We start from the raw sequence: 26449 nt of genomic DNA on the forward strand, positions 1-26449 counted from the left end.
CAGTTATAGGAGCGTGTAATCATGAAGGTCTCCTTATTCATTACCTGCCTCAGCGATGCTATATATCCCCGTGTGGGGGAGGCGATGGTGAGATTGCTCGCCGCTCATGGCGTTCGGTTGGATTTCCCGCCCGTGCAGACCTGCTGCGGTCAGCCTTCCTACAACAGCGGGTATTGGGATGAGACACGGGTAGCCGCCAAAACGATTCTGGAAGCCTTTGATGATAGTGATTTTGTCGTCTGTCCCTCCGGCTCCTGTACGTACATGATTCATCATTATCCCGAGCTGTTTGTCGATGAACCTGTATGGCTGGAGAAGGCTAAACGTTTGGAAACCAAAGCCTACGAATTCACGCAGTTTCTGGTTCAGGTGCTTGGCATCACGGATTTGGGTGCACATTTTCCGCATAAGGTTACATACCATCCCTCCTGTCATGGCAGCCGTTTATTAGGCGTAAAGGATGAGCCTATGGCATTACTTTCGGCAGTAAAAGGTTTAGAATTTGTTCCCCTTCCTTACGGAGAGGATTGCTGCGGCTTTGGCGGTACCTTTGCTATCAAAATGCCGGATATATCTGGTGCCATGGTCACAGAAAAGGTAGATCACATCAAAGAGACGGAAGCTGAAGTATTGGTAGGACTGGATATGGCTTGTCTGATGAATATCGCAGGTAACCTGCGGTATAGGAATGAACCAGTGCGAGTGATGCATTTGGCCGAACTGCTGTATGAGGGGGTGCAAACAGGATGAGTCAACCCGGTGTAATGGATGTTACCGTCAAAGAACGTGCAGAACTGGCTTTGAATGATGACTTCCTGCGGAAAGCCGTCAAGTTTACGACAGAGCGATTGCGTAATGGCAAGAAGTCCGCATCCGAAGAACATGGCAACTGGGAAGAATGGCGCGAACGTGGACGTCAGATTCGTCTGCATACGATCGCACATCTGGATTATTATCTGAATGAATTCGTCAATAATGCACGTGCCAATGGGGTTCATATTCATTTTGCGGATACTTCGGTAGAGGCAGCAGCGATTGCACTTGATATTGCGGCTCACAAGCAGGCTTCAACCGTGGTGAAATCCAAGTCCATGGTGTCCGAGGAAGTACATCTCAACCATGTATTGGAATCCGCAGGCATTGAAGCGATAGAGACCGATCTGGGTGAATACATTATTCAATTGGCGGGTGAAGCCCCATCTCATATCGTCATTCCGGCTATCCACAAGAACCGTTACCAGATTGCGGACCTGTTATCCAAGGAAGCGGGTGAAACTCTGGAACCGGACACCACCGTACTTGCTGGATTTGTACGCAAAAAACTGCGTGAGAAGTTTCTTGAAGCCGATATTGGCATGACCGGCTGCAATTTTGCCATTGCGGAGACGGGTTCCATGGTCCTATTTGAAAATGAAGGCAATGCCCGCATGGTATCCACTGTGCCAAAAACACAGATTACCTTAATGGGCATGGAGCGTATCATTCCATCCTGGACGGATCTCGAGGTGATGGCGACTCTACTCCCACGCTCCGCGACAGGTCAAAAATTGACGATGTATATGTCAGGCATTACCGGCCCTCGCCGAACAGAAGACGGGGACGGGCCAGATGAAATGCACATTATTATCGTGGATAATGGACGTTCACTTCAGTTGGGTGATCCCGAATTTCAAGAGCTTTTAAATTGTATTCGCTGCGGTGCCTGTCTGAACGCTTGTCCAGTGTATCGTCATATCGGCGGGCATGCCTACGGTGGAACCTACAGCGGACCGATCGGAGCGGTACTTACACCTGCACTCAATGGCAATATCGATGAATGGAACGACATCGCGGGTGCATCCAGTCTGTGCGGAGCCTGTTATGAAGCCTGTCCGGTCAAAATTCCGCTGCATGATATGCTCGTATATTTACGCAGACGCAAGGTGGAAGAGGGCCATGGCAATAAGCTTGAGAGCGCTGGCATGAAAGGTTTTGCAGCGGTTGTATCCAATTCTAAACGCTTCGGTGCGGCTATACGTCTCGGACAGATTGGTCAGAAAGCCGTTGTGCGGAATAACGGAATTTCACTTAAACTTGGGCCCCTCAAAGGCTGGAACAGCTATCGGGTTGCGCCAAGCCTCGCGAAGCGTTCCTTCCGGCAGCAATGGAACAAGCTGGATCAGGAGCTGAATCAGGAGAAGAAAGAGATGGATTCTTCCGTTAGGGACCGAATGGAACGGATTCTTCGTGAGCGTGAGGGGGGCGGTGGCCAACATGAACACTGAACATCAGGAATGGCTGGAGCAATTGGAGAAGAAGTCCCGTGCGAAGCAGGAGCATTTTATGAATGAAATCGCCTCCAAATTGAGAAGACCACGGCAGACCCATGCTCCGACTCAACCTTTTCGCGGTGCACCCGCGTTCTGGACGGATTTGGAGTGGGACATCGATAAGCGCATACAGGCATTCACTGATAATTTTGTGAGTGTAGGTGCTCATATTGCGCGGGTAAGAGACATTAGCGAAGCTTCGGACTTTATTGCTAATAAATCTCATGAATTGAGTGCGAAATATATCATACGTCAGAATGAACAGGCGCTGACGGATCTTGGATTGGAAGAGCAACTTCCCGATGTGCAGATTTCTGTATGGAACAGCCAAACAGAGGAGAACTGGAAGGCACGGGCAGCCGAGGCAGATATCGGTGTAGTGATGGCGGATTATGCCACAGCATATACGGGTTCCGTCACGGTGCTTTCTTCGCCAGAAAAGGGACGCTCAGTTAGTCTATTGCCCACCGTACTCATCATTATTATTCCAATTGAACGGCTCTACACCAGACTTGGTGAAACGCTTGATCGCTTCGATGAAGCGGGAAGAGAGAATCTTCCGGCAGGCATTCATTTTATTTCCGGTCCTAGTCGTTCTTCTGATATTGAAAATGATTTGACGATTGGGGTACATGGGCCGGGGATTGTATATGGTCTTATTATGGGGTAACTGCATTTCGAAATGCATATCATCACGAATGACTGTCCAAAAGCAGCTTTTTATCTGCGAAGGGCAGTTTTTTCTATTTCTAGTATGTCCATTATGAAAGGGATAATGAGCCATTCAATCATATGGCAGTAGATAAAATATTTTATAGATAAAAACTATTAATATTATAATTATTATATATTTAACCTATTAAGATAAGCGCGGTATAATCCATTTCAAGAGAGGGTTCATGTGAGAACCGACCAAGGAGGCGTTATGAATGAGTATATTTACTTATCAGGTTCCATTCATGGATGGACACACGGGCGATTTATCTGTTTTTGAGGGGAAAGTGCTACTTATCGTGAATACAGCCAGCAAGTGCAGTTACTCTCGACAATTTACGGAGCTTCAACACCTGTATGAGCAGTATCGTGATCAAGGGCTGGAGATCCTGGCGTTTCCCTGTGATCAGTTTAATCACAAGGAACCGGGCAGTAATGATGAGATAGCTCAGTATTGCAGGAATCATTTTCATATATCCTTTACGATTTTTGAGAAGATCGAGGTTACCGGACAATCCATACATCCTTTATTTCGCTATCTGGTCGATACGGCCCCATTTGAGGGTTATGATATGGAATCGGAAGAAGGTCGGTGGATGGATCAATTCCTCGAGGAGAAACATTCCGAATTATACCGGGGAGACGGGATCAAATGGAATTTCACCAAATTTCTGATTAATCGAACCGGGGAAGTGAGTGGTCGCAATGAGACTACGGTTGCACCGATAGAGATGGAGTCTGCGATTCGGAACCTACTGAGACAGGCCTAGTTTGAGTTTGAGTGAACTGTGTATCTTCGAAATTCTAGTATTCGTTCAGAGCAAAATAATCTCTATATGTAGGGACCAAAGGGGGAATTTACTCATGCCAATTCGGATGGATACCCATTGGTCCTACGACTTTGAGACTGTTGAAGATTAGGACTGGAAATGTTAGGGTAAAAGAAAGATAACGAAGGAACCCATTTTTTTTAATCTAAACTGACCAATATACCATTTTGGTCAGTTGGTTCCGGTATAATTTTCAGGTTATCTGGATGAAATATGAAAATTTGCAGAAAATGAAGTCATGTCTATTGATCTGAAGTCGTAGTTGAACGAAGGTATTATTTCTTAGTCGAACGTATTACTTGGAAGAGGAGTGAGTATTATGGCGCAAATTTCAGTTCCCCAACCCAAAACTTTTGGGCCTTTAGGAAACTTACCACAGTTAAATACCGATGAGCCTGTACAATCCCTGGTGAAACTCGCTGAAGAGTATGGCCCCATTTTTCGAATGGATTATCCTGGCCGAAGTGAATTGTATATTTCAGGTCACGAACTGGTAGCCGAGGTAACCGACGAATCCAAATTCGATAAACGGGTATGGGCACCGCTGGAGAAGGTACGTGCATTTGCCGGAGATGGCCTGTTTACGAGTTGGACTCAAGAACCTAATTGGAAAAAAGCTCACAATGTGTTGCTGCCCAGCTTCAGCCAGCGTGCGATGCAGGGATATCACAACAAAATGATTGATCTCGCTGTACAGCTGGTGCAGAAATGGTCCAGATTAAACCCGGATGAGACGGTTAACGTACCTGATGATATGACTCGTCTCACCCTGGATACGATTGGATTGTGTGGATTCAACTACCGATTTAACAGCTTTTACCGGGAAGAACCGCATCCCTTCATTACCAGCATGGTTCGAGCGCTGGATGAATCGATGAGTTCGTTACAGCGTTTGCGTCTGCAAGACAAGCTGATGATCACCAAAAAGAAACAGTTTGAGCAGGATATCCGTTCGATGTACTCACTGGTGGATCATATTATTGCGGAGCGTAAGGAGCAGCCCCAGGAAGGGGCGGACGATCTGTTGTCCCACATGCTTAGTGGCAAGGATCCGGAAACCGGGGAAACGCTGGACGATGAAAATATCCGTTACCAGATCATCACCTTCCTGATTGCTGGACATGAGACGACGAGTGGCTTGTTGTCCTTTGCCATCTATTATTTAATGAAAAATCCGGATACACTCGCCAAGGCTCAAGCTGAAGCAGATCAGATTCTAAAAGATCCGGTTCCAACATACAATCAGGTCCGCAATCTGAAATATGTTCGCATGGTTCTGAACGAAGCATTGCGGTTGTGGCCTACGGCTCCAGCATTCTCCTTATACGCGAAGAAAGACCTTGTTCTGGACGGGAAATATCCTTTGCAAAAAGGGGATAGTGTCAGTGTACTCATTCCCAAGCTGCACCGGGACCGCGACGCTTGGGGAGACGATGTGGAGGAATTCCGTCCGGAACGGTTCGAAGATCCGAGCAAGGTGCCACATGACGCCTATAAACCATTTGGTAATGGTCAACGGGCCTGCATTGGTCAGCAATTCGCCCTTCAGGAAGCAACACTTGTGCTAGGTATGGTCCTGAAGCATTTTGAATTCATCGATCATGCGGACTATCAGTTGAAAGTGAAAGAAACGTTGACGCTCAAACCCGATAACTTCACGATCCGTGTTCGTGCACGCGGGGGTCAACCGGTCATGGCTGTGCCGGGTGCTGCCGTGGAGGAACCGACTCCGGTTGCCAAAAGACAAGAGCCGGATACAGCAAATGCCCATCACACCCCGATGCTTGTCCTGTATGGATCCAATCTCGGGACTGCGGAAGGCATTGCGCGTGAAATCGCAGATACCGCAAGATATCAGGGCTTCCGCAGTGAGGTGGCTACCCTGGATGATCGTGTAGGCAAACTTCCGAAGGAAGGCGTCGTCATCATTGTGAGCGCATCCTACAATGGTCAGCCACCAAGCAATGCCAAGGATTTCGTCGAGTGGATTGAACATGCGGATGCAGGGGAATTCCAAGGCGTTCGATTCTCCGTTCTCGGATGTGGGGATCACAACTGGGCCAGCACGTACCAGCGTATCCCGCGTTTGATTGATGAGCAGTTATCTTCCAAAGGAGCAGAACGGTTATCACCCATCGGAGAAAGTGATGCCAGCGGGGACTTTGAGAAACAGGTTGGAGACTGGACTGAGCAACTATGGCCGGATCTGGCACGAACTCTGGGCCTCAAGTTGAACACAAGCTCAGGTAGTGAGCGCAGTTCCTTGTCAGTACAGTTTGTCAGCGGACTGGCGGTAACGCCGCTCGCGGATACGTATGATGCACACGTTGCTGAAGTGCTTGAGAATCGGGAACTTCATGATGCGGGCAGTGAACGAAGCACACGTCATCTGGAGATTAAACTGCCGGAAAGCGCAACGTATAAGGAAGGCGATCACCTGGGCATTTTACCGCAAAACCCTTCTGAGCTCGTAGAACGAGTACTGAAACGATATGGATTCACAGGTACGGAACATCTGGTTCTTGATGCCTCTGGTCGCAGCGCAGCTCATCTGCCATTGCACCAACCGGTTAATTTGGTCGATCTGCTCAGTCACAGTGTGGAACTTCAGGAAGCAGCAACTCGGGCCCAACTGAGGGAACTCGCGGCGTACACAGTGTGTCCACCGCATAAGAAGGAGCTCGAAGCGCTTCTTGATGAGTCTGTATACATGGAAGAAGTGCGTAAGAAACGCATATCTATGCTGGATTATCTGGTGAAATACGAAGCATGTGAGCTGCCTTTCGAACGGTTCTTGGAACTGCTGCCTTCCCTGAAAGCCCGATATTATTCAATCTCCAGTTCACCACGAGTGCAGCCAGAGCAGGCAAGCATAACCGTCAGCGTAGTGCGTGCTCCGGCGTGGAGTGGTCAGGGAGAATATAAAGGCATAGCGTCTAACTATCTAGCAAACTTGAAGCCGGGTGAAGAGGTAGTCATGTTCATACGCACGCCTGAGTCCGGGTTCGAACTGCCAGAAAATGCAGAGGCTCCGATCATTATGGTTGGTCCGGGGACGGGCGTGGCTCCATTCCGTGGTTTCCTGCAGGCAAGACGTGTACTGAAGGAACAGGGTCAGCAGGTTGGTGAGGCCCATCTGTATTTTGGATGTCGCAACCCTGAACATGATTATTTGTATAAAAATGAACTCGAAACAGCAGAGCAAGAGGGTCTTGTCCAGCTGCATACCGCCTTCTCCCGCGTGGACGGGGAAGAGAAATGTTACGTGCAGCATCTAATGAGAGATGATGCCCACAAATTGATTCCTCTGCTGGAACAGGGTGGACATCTGTATGTTTGCGGCGATGGCAGCAAGATGGCACCTGATGTTGAAGCAACACTCAAGAAAGCATACGCTGAAGTAAGCGGCAACTCCACGGAGCAAGCCGATGCGTGGTTAGAACGTTTGCAGCAGGAAGGTCGTTATGCCAAAGATGTGTGGACAGGTATCTGAGTGATACGTTCCTGATTCCAATGATGGATAGGCATCTGCGCGGTGAGACACAGAGGGGTTCTGTGCTCACCGCTTTTTGCTATGGCACAATATCCGAGCAGATCCATGCACGTATGAGTTATACTAGGAAAGAGAAATATGCATATCATGACATGGGGTTGACCCAAGGTATGAATCGTAACTCTAATCGGGCGATTGCAGGTACAGATATGAGTTCAGCTATGTCTGGTCTCATGATTTCTTCTTTTTATTCGTTGGACGATAGATCGATTCGACCTGAGTTAGCGGAAAGAGAATACGTGAGGAGAATTTACCTTTTCCCTGCAGCTCAATGTAATCCAGTCCAACACCAACAAGTCGGATATTGTTAAATGCGTTTCCGGATGGGAATACCGTGCGGATGCCTACCCGTATGCCTCGCCGTGCTCGTGGTACATCAAATACACGAATGGAAAACAAGCTGAGTGGAATAAATAGCTGCCGATTGACTTTGATGAAATTGCGCGGAAATACTTTGCTAATGATTCCAGGTTCCAGACCGGACAATGGAGCATTCAGTTCTGCCAGATGTCCCTGGAACTCGGCCAGACGCTGCTGAAGTGTTTTTCCTGTATGAAGTTGGTGCCAATTCATAAGCAATCCTCCGTTCGCCATTTATACCTACTATATGAATGGACGAGGGCAAGAGGTGAGCAAAATGGCGCCCATGTTACTCATGATAAGGTACAACTTAAGATATAGGGAGTGATTCAGATGGACGTGGAAATGTATAAAGACCTCATTCGGGATGAACGTGGCAACTATTATATCGCGGTACAGATAGAGGGTAATGAGCTTACGCTTGTCAACGCATTTGTTGAAGCATCGTTTACACCGGAACTGATCTATAATGAAGAATTTCGGAATAAACATAAAGAGATGGAAGGCGGCTTTGTAGGCAAAATCGCAATGGATCTTCTCCGGCATGATGTGGTCATGGGTTTGAAACAAATTGACAGAAAGCTGCTGGAGCTGTCGGAAGTTGAACAGAAGTACACGGTGAACTATATAGATACGATTGAGTTCTATCGCCACCCTGCGTGGGAGCGGAAAGCATAAGCGAAGGTTCATTTTCGTGGACAGTCCATTAGGATAGTAAAATCGTAAAAGCGCAAGTACAGGGGAGCTACCCTTGCCACTTGCGCTTTTGGCGTTGCAACTATTCATCGGGAATGGCCTTGTTATTGTTCCTGAGGCGAGCGCACTACTTACTTCAACGCACTAGCGATAGGAAGGATAGATGATGCCGATATCCCGTTCTGTTTTTAAGCTTCCCTCAGCATACCGCTGGAGTTCATTTCCTTTGATTCGAATCGGAATGGATTTTCCTCGATAGATCAGTTCACCCTCAATCGTGCGCACGCTCATTCCGATGACGCCTTCCAAATGTCCACCCTGATCCGTAATTAACCGAATTCCTGCTGGCCCCTCCATAAGAATCTTACCATCCTGATATACCGTTACCCGTTCTGGCGTGTTCACCAATTCAAAATGCAGTCCATTCATCGTGCGGCTATACGCCGTATGACCAGCGACTTCTTCGCCATGATCCATGTCGATGGGGAGAAGACCGGTAAACCACAGTTGGTCCGTTCCAACCGGCATAATGCCGCATAACCGTTCCACATAATCAAGCAGGCAAAGAATGGAGGGGGAATAGGTTTCGGTAAAACCTTCCTCCCCAGTCCATGGACTTAAAGCCTGCGCAAAGCGCGTTGCTTTGGAAAGGGACGACAAGATGGGTTGCAGTACCCAGGTCAATTCCACATAGCGATGGTGATATTCAAATGCATGTGGTGCACGGATCAGACTCAGGAAGTTGGATGCTCCACCCCAGCTGTTATAAGAGGAGAACGGATCGAACCGTGGATCATCCATCGACATGGAGGTAAACGGGTATTTGGCAAAAAACTTACTTGTATTCAGCAAATACCGGCGCAGCATGTTATCAAACAATTCACGGTCGCCCACCTCGCAGGCCATCACGCGCAGCAGCACATCGGACTGTACCCTGACGAATTCGTCATTGCGATCCCGGTCGTAGAAGAACATATCCTCTTCGTCATAACAGTAGCGGAAGAGACTTTCCAGGCTGGCTTCAGCTTTTGCTTTCCATTCACCACCAGACTCCTCAAGTTCCTCGGCCATTCGGGATAAATACATGCGCTGGCAATACATATTGGCGGTTAAGTCTGGTGCCAAAAAAGGCAGAACTGGAGAGTCCGGATGGTAGGACGCGGCATCATTCATATATGGTGTATCCGGGACATGCCAGAACCGGGGGGACAGATCATGCCCGGTATCAAAGGTACTAAATGCCTCCACACAGCCGGTCCCTCGGGTATTGCGATACGTTGCAATCCATTCGTCGTATTGTACCATGGCCTTGTAGATGGTCTTCAGGAAGGAGCGGTTCTTTCCATGAAGTTGGTAGTGGTTCCATACGCTTCGTGCCAATGGTGTAACGAGCTGAATCTGGCGAAAGGATGGACCGTTCTCCGTTAGCTTATAAGGCAGCAATCCATCTTCTCTTTGGTGTCGGGCAAAAGCGAGATAGGTCGTTTCCGATACGGAAGGAATCAGACGTGACAGCAGCTCCGCATTAATGGTGCCTGTACTCTCCAGCCAGCAACCCAGATAGATGCCACCTTCCTGAAGGATGGGCTCACTGCCGTTCAGGGGCACAATGCAAGTCAGTAACTTCTCCAATGCGGAATAATAAGTCGCTTCCAGTCTTCCGCCGGATGCCGAGAATCGAACACCCGACGCCTGCCATTCCTGTATTAACTTTTGATCTTCCGGTTTACCTGGCTGCACATGATCGTGGATCGAGATCTGCCGCAGCTTGTTCAGCAGGGCTTCTGTCATGTCGACCTCCTTGTAGCGGTTATTTATTGATTGGATTCAAAAATTCGAACGGTGCCATTATAGAAGTCAGTCACAGCTTGCTCCACACTTTTTCGGCCAAAGCCGATTTCCTGGTTGGTTGTCTGGGCCAGCTTGGAGAATTCAGCGAATCCTGGAGGATTATAGCTCACGTCAAAAGGCTCCGTTTTCGTAGCTTCAGATACAAAGCTGGTGTAATTATATACGATCTCCTCAACAGGTCCCGCTTCTTGCTGAAGCAGATTGCGGTTGGCTTCCGTAACGGGCACGCCGCGGTCGTTGCCGAGAATTTTGGCTGCGTCCGGATCATTAATCCAGAAATCCATCAGGATCGAAACTTCTTTTGCATGTTTGGTATTCGCATAACCGGACAACCCCTGACTGGACTCAAATACAACCCCAGTTCCTTTTGGACCTCTTGGTACAGGCAAAAGAATTAGCTTATCTTCCGTGAGACTCTGGAAAGCAGCCAGTTGATTCGAAGGAAGTAGGCTCATAGCCGCCTTGCCCGTAATAAGCAAGGATTTACTCGTATCATCCGGTGGATTGGAAACCTGCAATTCAGGAGTGACCACACCTCCGGATTTGGAAGCTTGCTCCCAGTAAGTGAACCATTCCAAAATGTCTTCTTTTGCAAATCCGAGCGTGCCATTCTTCATATCATATAGCTGTTTGCCGCGTTGTTTCAAAAAGATGTCCATACCGTCAACCGTGAAATTATAGGTTCCATAATAGCCCTTGCCGAGTTTGTCGGACAGTTCTTTGCTGATCGCAGCATAATCTTCCCAAGTCCAATCCGAAGCTGGCAAAGGGATTCCCGCTTGATCGAATAGCGCCTGATTAACGACAATACCCCGTGCATTCGCACCAGCGGAAATATGCTGCAACTTTCCATCAAGACGCCCATACTCAACCATGGTGGCATCCATGCCATCCAGATTCAGTTCACTACCGACATAAGGGTCCAGGTTCAAAAGCACATCCTTCTTGGCGTAGTCAACCACATTACCCCCAAGGAAGAAAATATCCGGTGCCGTACCTGACGCCAGCTGTGTATTCAACTTGTCGAAATATCCGGAGGAAGGCGCAAATTCACCTACAATTTTAATATTCGGATGTTTCTCCTGAAAAACCTTCAGGGCTTCGTTCGTAATATCTGCCCGTTTTTGATCGCCCCACCACATCATGCGCAGTTCGACTTGCCCGTCTTCCGCGGTCTTTGTTCCTGTCTGCTCATCAGCGCCGGTATGATCCGTTCCAGAGCAGGCAGTCACCAATAACAGGAGTGAAGCTATAACAGTGATCATTAATCGTTTGAACATGAGAAATCCCCCTGACAATGGATAATGAAAAACATAATATCTGTTGTACACGTATTGCGTCTGGAGAGGTATTTCGTAATCACTTCAGCCCAGTCGTTGCAATCCCCTCTAGAAAATAACGCTGAAATACCAGAAAGATGATGGTCACAGGAAGCAGAGAAAGCGTGGACATGGCGAGCAGTGCGCCCCAATCCGATTGTCCCGATGGATCGAACAATGACCGAATCCCAAGCTGTACGGTAAACAGATCAATTTTGCTCAGGTAGATCATCTGACTAAAGAAGTCATCCCAGCTCCAGATGAAGGTGAAGATCGCTGTTGTGATCAGGGCAGGAACGAGAAGAGGCACCACGATTCTGAAAAAAATCTGCGATTGCCCGCAACCGTCAATAGTTGCACTCTCGTCCAGCTCCCGTGGGATACCACGGATGAATTGAACCATGAGCAGAATGAAGAAGGAATCCTGTGCCAGCCACTTGGGCAGAATGAGCGGGAAATACGTATTAATCCAATGCAGCTCGTTATACAGAATGTACTGAGGTACCAGGGTTACATGGTAAGGAAGCATGATTGTGACCAGCATAATGCTGAACCACAGGCCTTTGAACTTGAACTTCAATCTGGAAAAGGCGTAGGCTGCAAGGGAACAAGAAATCACATTTCCCAACACACTCATGACTGAGATCAGCGCCGAGTTGCCGAAGAATCGGCCAAACGACACCCCTTGCAATCCTTTCCAGCCATTCACAAAATGATCGAGGGTGAAGCTGGTTGGAATCAGGCTGCTATTGGTGAAGATGAGATGATTCGGTTTAAATGAACTGAGAATTAACCATAACACCGGATACAACATCAGCAGACCGAAGAGGATAATGGCGGCATGCCTCCCGGCTTGAACCAAACGTCGCTTTAGTGGCATGTGTACTATCTCCCTTCCTGATTGTCGCCGTAGAACACCCAGAATTTCGAGGTGAGAAAGACGATTGCGGTGAATACCCCGATAATGACCAGCATGATCCACGCCAGGGCAGAAGCATAACCCATATCAAAGAACGAGAAGCCTTTCAGATACAGGTACAAGGTATAGAACATTGTAGCGTCGAGCGGGCCTCCGCGTCCATCCCCGATCACATAAGCGGGTGTAAAGGCTTGAAACGAATTGATCATGCTCATGATCAGGTTGAAAAAAATAACAGGCGAGAGCATCGGTAGTGTGATGCCAAAGAACTGGCGTACCTTTCCGGCCCCGTCGACGTCCGAAGCTTCATATAAATCGGCTGGAATTTGCTTTAGGCCAGCCAGGAAGATAACCATGGCCGAACCAAACTGCCATACAGAGAGTGTGACGATCGTATAGACCACATAATCGGGATGGGCAATCCAGGCGGGTCCGGTAATTCCGAACCAGCTCAGAAACTGATTGACCAAACCACTTCCCTCAAAAATCTGACGCCAGACGATCGCAATAGCGACGCTGCCTCCCAATAGGGAAGGGATGTAATACACGGTCCGGTATAAGCCGAGTCCCCGAATCCCTTTGTTCAGCGCCATCGCTACAAGTAGGGCGAAGGCAAGCCTTAGCGGAACGGATAGAAATACATAATAAAACGTTAGCCCCAAAGATCTGCGAAAGGTATCGTCTTCGGTAAAAATCTGGACATAGTTGCTGAGCCCCGTCCACGTTGGTGATGTTAACAAATTAAATTTCGTCAAGGACAGGTAGAGCGACGCAACCATCGGTCCGAGTGTCAGACAGAAAAGTCCGATGAGCCAGGGCAGCAGAAACAAATAGGCTGTCATATTCTGCTGGCCGTATAACGGCTTGGACAGCTTTCTCATCATAGGCCTCCCTTCAGGATTGGATGTGAATTCGTGATCACCGCAGAATTGAATCCGCTTACAATATTTGCGGCGATTCTCTTGGTAAATTCATCATACCGGGGAGGGGGAGAAGCTGGAATCTCATTTCTTCGGATCATGATTATCAATTTTTTCGGAATGCAGCAAACGATAATCCGAAGGGCTTATGTTGAACATTTTTTTGAATTTTGAACTGAAATAGCTTGGGGAACGGAAGCCTGTCAGCTCTGTAACATCCCAAACGGTTAGTTGGGTTTCCTTAAGTAAACGTATGGCATGTTTCATTCGCACCTCGGTTACATATTGAATAAAAGAGATGCCGGCAGCTTCTTTGAATATCTCTGAAAAATAGGTAGAGTTGTAGTTATATTGCTCAGCTAACGAAGTTAATGTCAGTTCCAGCATGTAATTTTCCTCGATATATCGTTTGGCCGATTCAATAACCGTATCTTCTCCAACCTCGGATGGCTGCTGTTGATTCACAAAATCTTCCGCCCAATGCATCAGCAGCAGTTCTGCCTGGTCTGGAGTCTTTAGCCAAAGCACCCATTCCGGGGAAATCCACGAGGATTCCTGTTCGAACAATAATGAAATTTGAAAAAGGCTTCGGATCATATGGGAAGTGGATATCCGAAATGAGTCAGCAAGCTCCTTTCGAATCACGCTGCGGAAGGAATCCAGCTCTCCACGAATGAGGCAACGATGCAGCATGCGACTGGTTTCCTCAGGCAGTAATGGACTATGATCTACTACGGGCACACGGTCCTGTGCACCTTTGCGTCCAGCAGAGTTCCATGCCAATAGGGAATGAATATAGCCTTCTTTCCAGCGCTCAAACCCAGACACGGACAATCCCAATCCAACTTGTACATCCATCGTTAAGACAGAGCGGGTCTGTGCTGTGATCTGCTGAGCAAATTCGTGCTGAATACCTTCCAATGTTATGAAATGCATGATTCCAGGGTGGGCTCCGTCATGGAATACTTGCACGTTATCTGGATAGGATTGAGCCATTTCGTGACAAAGCAGCTCAAAGGGAAGGTAGAGCTTTTCGGGAACACGTTCCACTGAGGCAGTCTGTATACCGGAGTTTCGCATGCCAGCGGTGATGAAACAGACGCTGTGATCCTGCCAGGATTCCAGATGAAACAGCCGCATCCGCTCTGGCAGTGAAGAAGGTGGGAGGCGGTGTCCCCTAACAAGATCAAGCAGGAAACGTTGCTTCATTTCTTTGTAATACTGGGAGAGACGCCATTGCATCATTTCGGAATCGCCGTGCAGCTGTGTCTTTTTATCCAACTCATCTTTGATTTTATTTAAAGTGGTTTTCAGTTCATCCCGGGTTACAGGCTTCAGCAAATAGTCCATGGCCTGGCTGCGCACACCTGCTCTGGCATAGTGGAAATCTTCATATCCAGTGATGATCATAATTTGAATGGAAGGATTAAGGCTTCGGCAAACGTCCAGCAATTGGACGCCATCCATGACAGGCATGTTCATGTCTGTAATTAACAAGTCAAAATGTTCAGCTTTCAGAAGATCTTCCGCTTCGATGCCGTTTGCCGCTTCACCTGAAATGACAAAGCCCAGGTCTTGCCAGTTCACTTTCAATTTTAGTCCTTCGCGAACCTCGATCTCGTCATCTGCGATCAATACGTTGTACATCATATTCCTCCTGTGCGGGTAGAATCAGTTCAATAGACGTGCCGTTATGTTCTCCGTTCTCGATCTGAATGGCAAACAGACTTCCGTAATGCAAGCGGCAGCGTGCAACCACATTACCCAGTCCAATGTGCCAGCTTTGGCTTCGCAATAGGGGTTCCAGCTGAGATGTTTCAATAGGATCATGGAGTTTCTGAATGATTTCGGCTGGAATCCCGGGCCCATTGTCTGAAATGTTGAAATGCAGGCGGTTATTCCGTCTGGAGATCCGGATGTGTACTTCTGCCGTCGTCTGATGCTGGAAGCTGTATTTGAAGGCATTCTCAATAAGCGGCTGAAGAATAAATTTGATGATGACCAGGGAATCCAGCCTGCCTTCCTGTGTCAGAGTAATGTCCAGCTTATGACCGAAACGGGTTTGCAGAATGGAGATATAGTGCCGGATATAAGCCAGTTCCTCTGCAAGCTGTACCCTGTCTTCACTTGTATTCATGGAGAATCGCATCATTTTGCCCAGATCCTCAATGACCTGAATTGTATCATCTGTTCGGCGCTGCATGGCGAGACTGCTCACCAGTTCCAGCGTGTTAAACATAAAATGAGGATTAATCTGCATGAGTAGCGCTTTATACTCAGCTTGCTGGCGGAGCAGCTTCAACTCGAATTCATTCTGGATGTGCTGTCGCAATCGGCTGATCATGTAGCGGAAAGTGGAGATGACATAACTGACTTCGCTTTTTACATTTTTATCTGGAGGTAGAAGGGACTCTGCTTGATCGAATGCGCCGCGCTGTACCTGTCTCATAGCCAGTACTAGTCGTGTTAAAGGTTTGGTGACGCCATAAGAGAGCCATGCAGCGGCAAACAAAGAGACGAGAATGAGAACAATGGTGACCACCAGGATAGTACTCTGAAGTTTGTGAAGAGAAGAATATAGCTCTTTTTCCGGTGCCAGACCAGCCAGCATCCAGCCCGTACGCCCCAGCTTTTTGTATACCAGAATGTCACGCTGTCCTTCATCATTGTTCAGGTACATCACACCCGATTTGAGCGAGTTGTTCCGAATCTTATCGATTTCTGCTAAAGCTTCGGCACCAAGCTGATTGGCCTGTTGTGAAAGAATAGGGCTTCCTTGTTCGCCCAGCAGAAAAATAGTGCTGCTCTCGGCCAGATGGATTCGGTTAAGCGGTTCCAGAAAGTAAGATTCGCTGACATTAATTTTCATCACATTCTGAGCTGTAGCATGGTGAAAAGTCCCGAGGGGCATCAGCAGACTAACTACCGGGTTGCCATGATCCCTTATGTTTTCATGTTGATCGGTATGTGCAGGCAACCAGTGATTTCCAGAGATGAAGAAATTTTTGTACCACGATTCTTGCAAAAAGAGAGGGTCAGTCGTTACTTGATTCTCACTGCCAATCCGCAGTCCATTTCGTCGATAGATGGATACATCGGAGATACTGGTGTAGCTGTTCGTAGCCTGGGTCAGAAAGCGGCTCATCGCCAGACTGACAAGCATCTTTTCCCCTTCAGGTAGGTTGGGATCAGTTATCGCGTTATCCCAGTTCTTGGCGATATCGCTGTTGAAGACAAGAGAGGCTACATCATAGATCTGCATTTGAACCATATCGACATAGGAGCCGTATTCCTCCATCTTCTCAAGAGCAGAGGATTCAATGTAGGAACGAATTACGGTGCGTGATTCCTTAAAGAGTAGGAAGGAGAGTGTGCCAAAACAGAGAACGAAGAGCACAACGATAAAGGCGATCAGGCGGCTTTTTAATGAGAAAAACATGGGTTCCTCCTTAAGCGAATAGACTTGAATGCCGTCGTCAAAATGTGAAAAAAGACTGCGTAATATACGCAGCCTTTAATTAAATGTGGTTGGAGCGGCCTTGCGTTCCTAGAAACGAACCAGATTGTTGATGCGAACAGGTAAACCAGTTGCTATGGCGCGATTGGCTGCAATTCCGGTGAGGATGGATCTCGCTCCATCCAACTGGTTGGCAGCGCGGTGGTATGGATCTTCCGCTGGCTCTCCAAACAGATCATTCAGAAGTACAGGATCGCCTCCGCCATGGCCGCCTTCTTTTTCCTCGACCTGAACCTCGTACGGGGCATCAAACATGGGAAGGACCCGCAGTGTTTTCCCAATCAATGCACCTTCAAGATTTTTGTCACCCAGCGAGTTAACATAGGATTGTTCCACAATGTTCATTTCGATCCGGCCTTTAGTGCCGTTAATGGCGATGCGATAGCCTTCCCACGGCTGGTATGCAACCAGTGAATAGGTCAAAATGGCTTTATTCTGATACTGGACAAGAACGCCCATCGTATCCTCAATGTTGATGCCATCTCCGAATACGCTTTGATCCCGCTGGTAGCCGTCTTCCGGCTCAGCATCCAGATACATGGCTTTGAGATGTGCATCCGAATCCAGGTGCAGGGCAAAAGGATCTTCTTGCGCAAGCGGGTTGCCTGTTGCGCGAGTGTAAAACTGGGTCACGCCTCGTTCCTCAGCGTTTTCTCTACCATAATACATGAGATCGCCAAATGCGAAAACGGTCTCAGGCTGCGAACCGATCCAGAAATTGACCAAGTCGAAGTGATGCGTGGATTTGTGCACGAGCAGTCCGCCACTATTACGCTTGTCCCGGTGCCAGCGGCGGAAGTAATCTGCGCCATGGCGCGTATTTAGCAGCCATTCGAAGTGGACCGAAGTCACTTTTCCGATCGTGTCATTCTGAATCAGTTCACGTATCTTGGTATGGTGCGGCGCATAGCGGTAGTTAAAGGTGACGCGTATATTTTGTCCAGTCCGCTTGACGGCATCAAGAATATCCTGACATTTGTGCTCATCGATGGTCATGGGCTTCTCAGTCACAACATCACAGCCAAGCTCCATTGCCCGAATGATGTATTTGTGGTGGGTGCGGTCGATGCTGGTTACAATGACGAAGTCCGGCTTCTCGTTCTCAATCATTTGATCGAACTGATCTGCAGGATAGGTTGGCACCTCATTGTATTTATATTTTTCCCTCAGCAGCTGATTGGCGTAATTCATGCGGATCTGGTTAATATCACAAAAAGCTGCAAGTTCGGATGTTTCCCTGAAATTTTGGGCTAATGCTCCATAGAAAAATTCAGCACGGCCGCCTGTTCCGACCAATACGTAGCGTTTTTTGTTACTCATGTCTATCGCCTCCTTGAATATAGCTCTAGACTATAACAAGGAAGCACTTCTTTCGCCGCTTTTTGTGCGTAATCGCTTTCAAATGCCGCTTATTTTGCTATAATTCAACTAAAGGGGGCAGCTGCATGATACAGACATTTCGAGCGGATTACAATGATCCCACCGGATATTTGAATATCGAATATGATCGCCGCATTGGATATTTTTCCATGACGGATGACCATCTGCATGACCATTACGAGCTGTACTACCTGCTATCGGGTGAGCGCATATACTTCATCAAGGATCGAACTTACCGGGTCCAAGCCGGAGATTTCATATTCATTAACCGGAATACCGTTCATAAAACGATGGAGAGTGGAAGGCCAGACCATGATCGAATTGTTCTGTATATCAAGCCAGAGCTGTTCACCGAACTGGCCATTTTACCTGAACTGGCTGAGGGACTGAAGGAGCCATTCGGCTGGAATATTCCCATTCTGAGGCTTCCTTCACAGGAATGTGAAACAGCGGACCGAATGGTCAGTGAAATGATTGATGAGATGGTCCATACCAGAGCTGGAAGCAGTCTGCTTCTGCGTCATCGATCCGTTGAACTGCTGTTGTTTGCTTACCGTAACAAACATCTGGGCACCGTGCACTCGGCCGACAGTGAGCCGGTTCTGCATCCCAAGGCACAGGCGGTGGTGCGCCATCTCAACGATAACTATCAGCAGGCTTTAGCGCTGCCTGAGGTGGCTGCATTATTTCGAATTAGTCCCCATTATCTCAGTCGCCTGTTCAAACAGACCACAGGTTTCACGTTCAGCGATTATCTCAACCTGCTTCGCGTGAAGGAGGCGCAGCGTTTACTGCGTGAAAGCGAGGATTCCATAACGGAGATCGCTCTGCGAGCGGGATTCAGCAATTTTTCACATTTCGGGAAGATGTTCAAGCGGACGGTTCAGGTGTCACCAAGGACATATCGTCAGGAGTATAGAGAAGCAAGTTCGATGAGAGTGCTGAAATAGGGTGAACTGCGATATAGATATAGTATAGATATGAAAAGATAGATTTAATGAATAGAAGAAGGACCTGACAGGCCCTGTTGAAACAGGGATATGCTCAAGTCCTTTAGGAGAATTCAATGATTGGCTATTACACTTTGATTATTTGCTATACATCATGGACAACGCCGCTCAAACCGAAATTTGACTTGTATCGTTCTCCGGTCGCAACTTCATCTGTAACTCTTCATCTCGTGGACAGACCATCACACCATCAATGACATCAAGGCGTGCGGCTTGAATGGAGGAACGACGTGCAGGTTCGCTGGCATGATCGATACCTTCGCTCCGGTCCGGGTGGTAAAATAAAAGATATAGGCTTCATCATCTTGTACGACTACATCTGCATGCAAACCAATTACACCATCATCCTCACGATTCCCCGGCTGATCGAGAATCAGACTGTTCCATTCCCAATGCTCCAGGTCATCCGATTTGTAAACGGCCTGTCCTCTCCATTCGTCAACAATCATCCAATACGAATCATTGAAACGAAATACGTTCGGCCCTTCATGTGCACGTCCTGTAATGACCGGACCGATGACTTCCCAATGGTAGAGATCTGGGCTGTCTGCTGCATACGTATGGGACGAATTAGCTTCATCCTTGTACCACATCCGGAATTTTCCGTTCGGAAGCGGGTATATACATGCATCAATCACACGATCCGAGCTAAGCTCCAGTTTGCCGTGGAATGTCCAAGAGAGCAGATCCATACTGGTGTAATGCAAAATGTGCCGATCATGGCCCGCCCAGTCATGAGGCACCCCTTGAATGTAACTGACATACATGTGATACGTGCCTTCATGCCAGAAAATTTCGGGTGCCCAGAACGTATTATGTCCCCATTCATGCTCCAACCCGGTTAACGTACCGCGATATGTCCACGTCTGTCCACCATTAGCCGAAGAAGCTACGCCCAGATCCGTGCCATGCACCCAGGCGAACTTTGGCCCTCCGGCTGTGGCTCTGCGATTGGTATAAATCATCCACCAGGTTTGTTCGGAACGATTCCACACAACGACCGGATCAGCAGCCCCATCAAAGATGGGATCACGAAACAATGGTGCACTCATGATTGATTCCTCCTTATATTCAATTCCATTGATTTTGAGAGTCATTGCTTCTATCGTAAAAGAAATGATTTGAAATTACAATATAACGTTTTCAGTATTTAAGGAATTATATATTTATTAATTCTTTTATCTTTCAATTAAATCTAACATCGTAAACAGTACCCTTGTAATGTAGTTTGGTGCAATTGATACAGATCGACATTCGCAATGTAATTAATTACTTATATAGAAGGAAAATATCCGTTCAGCCCAATTTGCATCTTGCGGTTCAAGAGCAACCGGCGTATATTGAGATTTAACTAAATTAGGAATAAATTGAAAGATTGATAGCTTGTAAGGACATTTTGTACATAAAGGAGAAGCCGATGATACAGAGGAGATTGGACGAATTGGGCATTGTATTGCCCCAAGCAAGTACGCCGGCAGCAAAGTATACCAATGCGGTGATCGTAAATGGAATCATGTATGTGTCCGGTAAAGGGCCGGATACGCGAGAGCGTGGCAAACTAGGGGACCAGTTTACGACGGAGCAGGGATATGAATTTGCCCGAAATGCTGCCGTCGAGGTGTTAGCTGTTGTTCAGGAAGTGCTTGGTTCGCTGGATCGGGTGAAGCGGGTGGTTAAAGTGCAGGGGTTCATCAATGCCACCGCCTCATACGAGGAGCACCATAAAGTGTTAAACGGGTTCTCGGATCTCATGCTGGATGTGTTCGGAGAACAGGGCGCGCACGCCCGTTCCGTATTTGGTGCTGTATCCGTGAGAGATAACTTGCCACTGATCATTGACTCGATATTTCAGGTGGAGGAGTAGAGTTCATGACCAATCCCACTTCAATTAATCCGTTAATGCTGTCCTTTCCCGAAAGTTTCGATACACCGCGTTTGACTATTCGCGCACCGCAGTGGGGAGATGGAGCGGCAGTGAATGAGGCAATTCGTGAAAGTGCGGAGCAATTACGTTTGTGGCTGCCTTTTGCCGAGAACATACCTTCACTGGAGGAATCGGAAGCGAATGCTCGCAAAGCCAGACTGCAATTTCTGGAGCGTACCGACATGATGCTTCATTTACGTGACAGATTTACGGATGAATTCGTGGGCAGCAGCGGACTGCATCGAATCGACTGGAATGCGCGTTGTTTCGAGATCGGTTACTGGATTAGAACTTCGCGTGCCGGTGAGGGTCTCATGACGGAAGCGGTCAGAGGTATTGAGCAGTTCGCAATAACCTATCTGGAGGCCAATCGACTGGAAATCCGCTGTGATGCCCGCAATGTGCGAAGTGCCAAAGTGGCTGAGCGTGCAGGCTATACGCTTGAAGGTGTACTGCGCAAGATGCGGCGTGACAGTACAGGTACGTTAGTAGATATGATGGTGTTTGCCAAAGTAAGAGGGGATGAGTTTGAATAAAATAGTTTGAGCTGAGATAAGGAATGAATCGGAAAATGATTTCAAAGAAAGAAAGAAACGGCTCCTGGAAGAACACGGTGTGTTGTTCTCCAGGGCTGTTTTTTGGTATGCAAATATTGGAGGTTGGGATGTAATGCTTAATGGACTGCTGATTGAACTGGAGCAGATAAGAGCAATCTCCTTACCTTATCGGGTTGGGAATGTTGACGTATAACGGCGTCTCACCACGCTGGTGGAATCGGCTGAGCAGATTGGCTTTGGCCGGTAAGGTCTCGGTGGTCAACAGATCACGAATGACGTCGTTGATGTGCGAGGATTCGGTTGTCTTGTTTCGAAGCTCCTCCAACGTATTTCTCACCACCCTCCAGTATGGCTGCTCCGGTTGACCAGTATAGTATGCCAGACGCTGCACCACATGACTGAGGTGATTGACAAAGAAATAATATTTCAATCGATGACGTGATTCTTCCTCTGTATACAGGACAGGACTGTTGGCGTTGACTACCTGATCGATCCAACCTTGCTGTTCCGCTAAGGCTCGATTGACACTGATGCCCTCCAGATCCCTAACCACAAAAGCGACAGGCATGCCATCTTCAAGACGCAACATGGAATTCTGTACATGAGCTTCCAGACTAATGCCTGTCTCGGCATACAGTTGCACAAGTGGAACCATGGACAACTCCAGATATTGACGAAGCCATTCATACCAGTCTGTTTGCACCCTCGGATCATGTACATGATCCGGCGACGAAGAGGATTGAAGACTTTCCCGGACAGCCCGGAACAACAGCGGTTCAGTTTCTCCGGGAAGCACCTCCATGAGAGAGGCCACAACATAAGGCGCCCCTGAAGCAGAGAGGCAAGACTCTGGTGCTTCACGCAGGATCATGGAGAATCCCGAGATCAGCGCATCCTGAGTAGACGAAGGTATCTCTGGCACCTTCAAGCTACGGTAGCCTTTTTCCAGCAAAATTTGAAATTTCTCTGACGTCCAGCGATCCTGAATCTGCTGTACAATTCTGGATGCATCCAGTGTGCGCAGCAACTGCTCTTCATTGTTCTCGCGAATAAAGTTTGTAATTCGAATATGAAGAGACAGCTTGCAGAAACAGCCTTCTTTCGGATTCCAAACCGTGCGCACCGATGAGGTAGGATAGACGGAAGGTCCGGTAGAGCCCAGATCTATCAATGTGCCTTCTTGTAATAAGGACTTTACAGGTCCAAGTGTCCGCAAATAGGCAGCCTGCCAAGGATGGCAAGGGAGGAGAACATAATGTTTGCTTTCCAGAGGGAGGTGCTTCCAGGCGGCCTCGGCCATTTCCGCAGGAACCCAGGGTGCTTCACTGCCATAGTCCACGGTATCCAGCCAATCCTCCAACACGAGTTCAGGTGCGACCGCAAAACAGCTGAGAGGAAAGCTAACGCCAAATTCTGGCGAATAGGCATACGAATCCGAAGCACTGAAGCCCTCCAGACTTTTCGGAGTTGGATGAAATGGATGACCACATAGCAGTGCCTGCTCCAAATAGCGAAAATCCAATGTTACAGGAGATGTTGTATTCAGGGCGTGCTCCAGATAGGAGGTCATATGCTCCAAACTGTTGTAAACCATCTGCTCCAGCTCTGCTCGTTTCAACATTCGGGCTTCAAGATTGGGTTCTACGGATGATATTTCATCGAGTAACAGCGTCGTTATTTGTTCAAAAGAAACCTCTCTCCAACCATCAGGCTGTGCCTCGTCTGATTCTGCAATGTGAAACTTGTCGCCATAGACATGATGTCCAGCGGCGGAACGATGAAGCAGATTTCCATATATCCTCTGATCTGTACGCGGAAGCTCAATAACCAACGAAATATCTGACTTATTGGTAAGTCGAACATAAGGATCATGCTGCTCGGTCTCTCGGAGATAGGCGTTCAACATACGGCTTAACATCTCCTGACGGGCAAGTCCGCTCGGGGAAACTAAAGAGGGATGAACAGTATGCTGGAATGGATCGATGGTGACGTTATCCTTGGTCATGATGGATTATCATCCTTTCACAAATTATTGGAGTGGCAGTTGTACGGGAGCTTTTGGCTCATGAACCGCTGGACGGCGTACAGCAAGCGAAGCGGCGAGCATGACTGTCCCCATGACGAGAAATACCGCCGGAATTCCCCAAACACCTCCGATTAAGACCCCGATGGACGGTCCGGCAATCTGACCAGCCATTAACATGCTGTTGGTAGCTCCGATGCGCACGCCCCGATCCTGATCGGTGGAGGATTTCAGCACGTTAAGCATGACCGTCTGCAATAGGGCACTGTAGAAGAATCCTTGTAGAAAACGTACAACCAGCAGCCAGGCCACTCCAAGTGGAAGTGTATGTGCAAGCAGGCACAAGCCGCATAACAAACCAGCCAGCCGGAGATTGCGTTCGGGTAAGTAACGATCGTTTCGCTTACCCCACCACGATGCGCCAACCAGTTCACCAACCGAAGACATCGCGAGCAGAACCCCGACGGTAAGCGCAGCTGCACCTGAGGAAGGGACGATTTCACGAATAAACGGAGTAAACATCGTAAATGTTGCAAAATCTGCGAGCTTGAAAATGATGCCTGCGATAACGAGTCTTCGGGCAATAGGATGCGTAATCAGCGAAACGAAGGCATGGATAATTCCGCTCTTGTTTCTGTTTTTGCTATGGTTGTTCAACATAGCGACCCAAGGCTGGTGCTGTTCCACAGGAGATACTTGAGTATTGTTCTTGGCCGTACGAGTCCTATGCGTCGTCGCTCCCGTTAATACGATTGCGGCAAGCACAGCAAAGCTCAATGTCAACGAGGCCGTAATGAACAATAGCGGACGACTTCCCCACGTGTTTACACATATGCTTCCAAGCAGTGGTCCCACGAGCAGGCCTGCTGCCGATGCCCGCTCCAACTGTCCGAGCTCAGAACCCTGCTTTTGGTCAGGGGCATGGGTTCCCACAAACGCACTACTCGCATCAGATATGCCACCGAAAGCCCCCTGGCAGAGACGAAACAAAAAGAATTGAAAGGGCGTCTGGGCAATGCCCATCAGAAACATGCTAAGGGCCAGTCCGACCAGCGCTCTGACAACCATCCATTTTCGACTCCAACGATCTCCGATCTTACCCCAAAAAGGGGTCAGAAGTGCATAGGATAGAGCAGGTGCAGATACGGACAGACCTGTCCACATCAGCACTTCTTCCGGCGTTCCTGCGTTCAGATGCTCCATGTAGTACGGTATAAAAGGGCTAATTCCAGTCAGCCCGGCACTGGAAAGAAAGCGTCCACCCCACAAAATGCGGACGCTCTGTTTCCATGCCATTTGCGACATCATGTGTCCACTTCACCACCTTGATTTTGGAAATTTGAAACCAATTGCTGATCAGATTATCAAGAATGATTCTCAATGTCAATCTTAATTTTTTCAAAAACTTTCCAAAAATTTTAGTGTTGACAGGAAAAAAAAGGATATGCATAATAGGCCCTGTGTCCAATTTTGAAAATGATAATCATTATCAATAAAGTGATTTTGGACAACAATATGCCCAGAAAGCTGGTGTAAACACATGGAACAAAGTACCCTGCAAATCAAGGATCGCTCGCTTAAAGTTGCGGATTCCATTATCGATTGTATCGGTCAAACACCACTGGTTCGCTTGAATTCTCTGTTCGGATCTTCAGGAGCGTCGGTGTATGCCAAGCTGGAAATGATGAACCCTGGCGGCAGCATGAAAGACCGACCTGCACGATACATTATCGAGCAGGGTCTGCGAGACGGAACGATCAAACCGGATACGCATCTCATCGAGAGCACTTCAGGAAACTTGGGAATCGGTCTCGCATTAACCGCCAAACGTTATGGCCTGAAATTCACCTGTGTGGTTGATCCAAAAATCACATCGACCAATCTGAGAATGATAACCTACCTCGGGGCACAGGTTGACATGGTGACTGAACCGGACGAACAGGGAAGTTATTTGCAATCCCGCATTCGCAGGGTCAAGGAGTTAGCCAGTCAGGACCCGGCAGGTTACTGGATCAACCAGTATGCCAACCCTTTGAACTGGCAAGCTCACTATCATGGTGCAGGTCACGAGATTGTGGAGCAAATGGATGGACAGATAGACGTACTAGTGTGTGCAGTGAGTACGACTGGAAGCATTCTGGGCATATCCCGCCGTGTGAAAGAGGCAAATCCGCATGCGCGGATCGTAGCCGTTGATGCAGTTGGCTCGATCATTTTTGGTACACCATCACGTCAGCGTGAATTGCCGGGTATCGGCGCCAACCGTGTCCCTGAGTTATTCAGCCCGAACGAGATTGACCAAGTTATTCATGTGGACGATCGGGAATCTGTGCTGGGCTGCCAGAAGTTGCTGGAACGGGAAGGCATTTTTGCAGGAGGTTCGTCCGGATCACTGGTTGCTGCACTGGAAAAACTGGTTCCAACCTTGCGGCCTTCAGCCAAGGTGGTTACTGTTTTCGCAGATCGTGGAGAACGTTATCTGGACAGTGTGTATGACGAGCAATGGGTTAATCAATTACCGCCAAGCCAAACGATCAAGAGTATATAAAAAATTATCTCGGAGGAGA

The 26449-nt window shown here is 48.1% G+C and carries 21 protein-coding genes; 10 read left to right on the forward strand and 11 right to left on the reverse strand.

Features of this window, described 5'->3' with window-relative positions; translation table 11 throughout:
• Positions 1-21 precede the first annotated feature (21 nt).
• The 5 genes from AC3ITG_RS12775 to AC3ITG_RS12795 all read left to right on the forward strand — a co-directional run bounded on the left by AC3ITG_RS12775 (position 22) and on the right by AC3ITG_RS12795 (position 7346).
• A complete protein-coding gene (locus AC3ITG_RS12775) occupies positions 22-750 on the forward strand; it encodes a (Fe-S)-binding protein (protein WP_413377835.1) in 729 nt (242 codons plus the stop codon).
• The gene (locus AC3ITG_RS12780; protein WP_413377837.1) at positions 747-2264 is read left to right on the forward strand and encodes a LutB/LldF family L-lactate oxidation iron-sulfur protein; all 1518 of its coding nucleotides are present in this window, start codon (positions 747-749) and stop codon (positions 2262-2264) included. Before AC3ITG_RS12775 ends, AC3ITG_RS12780 begins: the two co-directional genes overlap by 4 nt.
• Positions 2254-2979, forward strand: a complete 726-nt coding sequence (locus AC3ITG_RS12785) for a LutC/YkgG family protein (protein WP_489253921.1) — start codon at positions 2254-2256, stop codon at positions 2977-2979. Before AC3ITG_RS12780 ends, AC3ITG_RS12785 begins: the two co-directional genes overlap by 11 nt.
• Before the next feature lie 259 nt (positions 2980-3238).
• Complete coding sequence (locus AC3ITG_RS12790) at positions 3239-3793, forward strand: glutathione peroxidase (protein WP_489253922.1); 555 nt, start codon at positions 3239-3241, stop codon at positions 3791-3793.
• 379 nt (positions 3794-4172) lie between these two features.
• Entirely contained in the window at positions 4173-7346 is a 3174-nt protein-coding gene (locus tag AC3ITG_RS12795; protein ID WP_489253923.1) for a bifunctional cytochrome P450/NADPH--P450 reductase, read from the forward strand.
• A 231-nt stretch (positions 7347-7577) separates the two neighbouring features.
• On the opposite strand, the gene AC3ITG_RS12800 is transcribed toward AC3ITG_RS12795, so the two are convergent.
• A complete protein-coding gene (locus tag AC3ITG_RS12800; protein WP_413377842.1) occupies positions 7578-7979 on the reverse strand; it encodes a hypothetical protein in 402 nt (133 codons plus the stop codon).
• Between the two features lie 120 nt (positions 7980-8099).
• Between AC3ITG_RS12800 and AC3ITG_RS12805 the strand changes: the two genes are divergently transcribed.
• The gene (locus AC3ITG_RS12805; protein WP_413377843.1) at positions 8100-8444 is read left to right on the forward strand and encodes a hypothetical protein; all 345 of its coding nucleotides are present in this window, start codon (positions 8100-8102) and stop codon (positions 8442-8444) included.
• Positions 8445-8606: 162 nt separating this feature from the next.
• Here AC3ITG_RS12805 and AC3ITG_RS12810 read toward each other — a convergent pair whose 3' ends face one another.
• The 7 genes from AC3ITG_RS12810 to AC3ITG_RS12840 form a co-directional block, all read right to left on the reverse strand.
• The gene (locus AC3ITG_RS12810) at positions 8607-10253 is read right to left on the reverse strand and encodes an MGH1-like glycoside hydrolase domain-containing protein (protein ID WP_489253924.1); all 1647 of its coding nucleotides are present in this window, start codon (positions 10251-10253) and stop codon (positions 8607-8609) included.
• A gap of 23 nt (positions 10254-10276) precedes the next feature.
• Positions 10277-11593 (reverse strand): ABC transporter substrate-binding protein, encoded by a 1317-nt coding sequence (locus tag AC3ITG_RS12815; RefSeq protein ID WP_413377846.1) that lies wholly within the window; start codon positions 11591-11593, stop codon positions 10277-10279.
• Positions 11594-11672: 79 nt separating this feature from the next.
• Positions 11673-12512: a carbohydrate ABC transporter permease gene (locus tag AC3ITG_RS12820; protein ID WP_063563342.1), complete on the reverse strand. Its 840-nt coding sequence runs from the start codon at positions 12510-12512 to the stop codon at positions 11673-11675.
• Positions 12513-12517: 5 nt separating this feature from the next.
• A complete protein-coding gene (locus tag AC3ITG_RS12825) occupies positions 12518-13432 on the reverse strand; it encodes a carbohydrate ABC transporter permease (RefSeq protein ID WP_063563343.1) in 915 nt (304 codons plus the stop codon).
• A gap of 123 nt (positions 13433-13555) precedes the next feature.
• Complete coding sequence (locus tag AC3ITG_RS12830; RefSeq protein ID WP_489253925.1) at positions 13556-15121, reverse strand: response regulator; 1566 nt, start codon at positions 15119-15121, stop codon at positions 13556-13558.
• Positions 15093-16910 (reverse strand): sensor histidine kinase, encoded by a 1818-nt coding sequence (locus AC3ITG_RS12835; RefSeq protein ID WP_489253926.1) that lies wholly within the window; start codon positions 16908-16910, stop codon positions 15093-15095. The genes AC3ITG_RS12830 and AC3ITG_RS12835 overlap by 29 nt, the downstream gene beginning before the upstream one ends.
• Positions 16911-17018: 108 nt before the next feature.
• Entirely contained in the window at positions 17019-18308 is a 1290-nt protein-coding gene (locus AC3ITG_RS12840) for a Gfo/Idh/MocA family oxidoreductase (protein ID WP_413377851.1), read from the reverse strand.
• Between the two features lie 125 nt (positions 18309-18433).
• Here AC3ITG_RS12840 and AC3ITG_RS12845 point away from each other — a divergent pair, with 125 nt between their 5' ends.
• Positions 18434-19318 carry a helix-turn-helix domain-containing protein gene (locus tag AC3ITG_RS12845; protein ID WP_413377853.1) on the forward strand — a complete coding sequence of 295 codons (885 nt, stop codon included), beginning with the start codon at positions 18434-18436 and terminating at the stop codon, positions 19316-19318.
• 242 nt (positions 19319-19560) lie between these two features.
• Here AC3ITG_RS12845 and AC3ITG_RS12850 read toward each other — a convergent pair whose 3' ends face one another.
• Positions 19561-20430: a glycosyl hydrolase gene (locus tag AC3ITG_RS12850; RefSeq protein WP_489253927.1), complete on the reverse strand. Its 870-nt coding sequence runs from the start codon at positions 20428-20430 to the stop codon at positions 19561-19563.
• 365 nt (positions 20431-20795) lie between these two features.
• Between AC3ITG_RS12850 and AC3ITG_RS12855 the strand changes: the two genes are divergently transcribed.
• A complete protein-coding gene (locus AC3ITG_RS12855; protein WP_489253928.1) occupies positions 20796-21242 on the forward strand; it encodes a RidA family protein in 447 nt (148 codons plus the stop codon).
• Positions 21243-21247: 5 nt separating this feature from the next.
• On the forward strand, positions 21248-21838 hold the full coding sequence (locus AC3ITG_RS12860) for a GNAT family N-acetyltransferase (RefSeq protein ID WP_489253929.1): 591 nt from the start codon (positions 21248-21250) through the stop codon (positions 21836-21838).
• 181 nt (positions 21839-22019) lie between these two features.
• Here the strand turns inward: AC3ITG_RS12860 and AC3ITG_RS12865 are convergent, their stop codons facing one another.
• Both AC3ITG_RS12865 and AC3ITG_RS12870 read right to left on the reverse strand, forming a co-directional pair.
• Complete coding sequence (locus tag AC3ITG_RS12865) at positions 22020-23864, reverse strand: IucA/IucC family protein (protein WP_489253930.1); 1845 nt, start codon at positions 23862-23864, stop codon at positions 22020-22022.
• 24 nt (positions 23865-23888) lie between these two features.
• Complete coding sequence (locus tag AC3ITG_RS12870) at positions 23889-25190, reverse strand: MFS transporter (protein ID WP_489253931.1); 1302 nt, start codon at positions 25188-25190, stop codon at positions 23889-23891.
• Positions 25191-25422: 232 nt separating this feature from the next.
• On the opposite strand from AC3ITG_RS12870, the gene sbnA reads away from it, so the two are divergent.
• Positions 25423-26430, forward strand: a complete 1008-nt coding sequence (gene sbnA, locus AC3ITG_RS12875) for a 2,3-diaminopropionate biosynthesis protein SbnA (protein WP_489253932.1) — start codon at positions 25423-25425, stop codon at positions 26428-26430.
• Positions 26431-26449 lie beyond the last annotated feature (19 nt).

This window comes from Paenibacillus sp. GL_099_B, assembly GCF_057835695.1.

What these genes read in the sequence shown, in the direction of transcription:
- AC3ITG_RS12775 (WP_413377835.1), top strand. Translation starts at nt 22, where the DNA reads ATGAAGGTCTCCTTATTCATTACCTGCCTCAGCGATGCTATATATCCC.
- AC3ITG_RS12780 (WP_413377837.1), top strand. Translation starts at nt 747, where the DNA reads ATGAGTCAACCCGGTGTAATGGATGTTACCGTCAAAGAACGTGCAGAA.
- AC3ITG_RS12785 (WP_489253921.1), top strand. Translation starts at nt 2,254, where the DNA reads ATGAACACTGAACATCAGGAATGGCTGGAGCAATTGGAGAAGAAGTCC.
- AC3ITG_RS12790 (WP_489253922.1), top strand. Translation starts at nt 3,239, where the DNA reads ATGAGTATATTTACTTATCAGGTTCCATTCATGGATGGACACACGGGC.
- AC3ITG_RS12795 (WP_489253923.1), top strand. Translation starts at nt 4,173, where the DNA reads ATGGCGCAAATTTCAGTTCCCCAACCCAAAACTTTTGGGCCTTTAGGA.
- AC3ITG_RS12800 (WP_413377842.1), bottom strand. Translation starts at nt 7,979, where the DNA reads ATGAATTGGCACCAACTTCATACAGGAAAAACACTTCAGCAGCGTCTG.
- AC3ITG_RS12805 (WP_413377843.1), top strand. Translation starts at nt 8,100, where the DNA reads ATGGACGTGGAAATGTATAAAGACCTCATTCGGGATGAACGTGGCAAC.
- AC3ITG_RS12810 (WP_489253924.1), bottom strand. Translation starts at nt 10,253, where the DNA reads ATGACAGAAGCCCTGCTGAACAAGCTGCGGCAGATCTCGATCCACGAT.
- AC3ITG_RS12815 (WP_413377846.1), bottom strand. Translation starts at nt 11,593, where the DNA reads ATGTTCAAACGATTAATGATCACTGTTATAGCTTCACTCCTGTTATTG.
- AC3ITG_RS12820 (WP_063563342.1), bottom strand. Translation starts at nt 12,512, where the DNA reads ATGCCACTAAAGCGACGTTTGGTTCAAGCCGGGAGGCATGCCGCCATT.
- AC3ITG_RS12825 (WP_063563343.1), bottom strand. Translation starts at nt 13,432, where the DNA reads ATGAGAAAGCTGTCCAAGCCGTTATACGGCCAGCAGAATATGACAGCC.
- AC3ITG_RS12830 (WP_489253925.1), bottom strand. Translation starts at nt 15,121, where the DNA reads ATGATGTACAACGTATTGATCGCAGATGACGAGATCGAGGTTCGCGAA.
- AC3ITG_RS12835 (WP_489253926.1), bottom strand. Translation starts at nt 16,910, where the DNA reads ATGTTTTTCTCATTAAAAAGCCGCCTGATCGCCTTTATCGTTGTGCTC.
- AC3ITG_RS12840 (WP_413377851.1), bottom strand. Translation starts at nt 18,308, where the DNA reads ATGAGTAACAAAAAACGCTACGTATTGGTCGGAACAGGCGGCCGTGCT.
- AC3ITG_RS12845 (WP_413377853.1), top strand. Translation starts at nt 18,434, where the DNA reads ATGATACAGACATTTCGAGCGGATTACAATGATCCCACCGGATATTTG.
- AC3ITG_RS12850 (WP_489253927.1), bottom strand. Translation starts at nt 20,430, where the DNA reads ATGAGTGCACCATTGTTTCGTGATCCCATCTTTGATGGGGCTGCTGAT.
- AC3ITG_RS12855 (WP_489253928.1), top strand. Translation starts at nt 20,796, where the DNA reads ATGATACAGAGGAGATTGGACGAATTGGGCATTGTATTGCCCCAAGCA.
- AC3ITG_RS12860 (WP_489253929.1), top strand. Translation starts at nt 21,248, where the DNA reads ATGACCAATCCCACTTCAATTAATCCGTTAATGCTGTCCTTTCCCGAA.
- AC3ITG_RS12865 (WP_489253930.1), bottom strand. Translation starts at nt 23,864, where the DNA reads ATGACCAAGGATAACGTCACCATCGATCCATTCCAGCATACTGTTCAT.
- AC3ITG_RS12870 (WP_489253931.1), bottom strand. Translation starts at nt 25,190, where the DNA reads ATGATGTCGCAAATGGCATGGAAACAGAGCGTCCGCATTTTGTGGGGT.
- sbnA (WP_489253932.1), top strand. Translation starts at nt 25,423, where the DNA reads ATGGAACAAAGTACCCTGCAAATCAAGGATCGCTCGCTTAAAGTTGCG.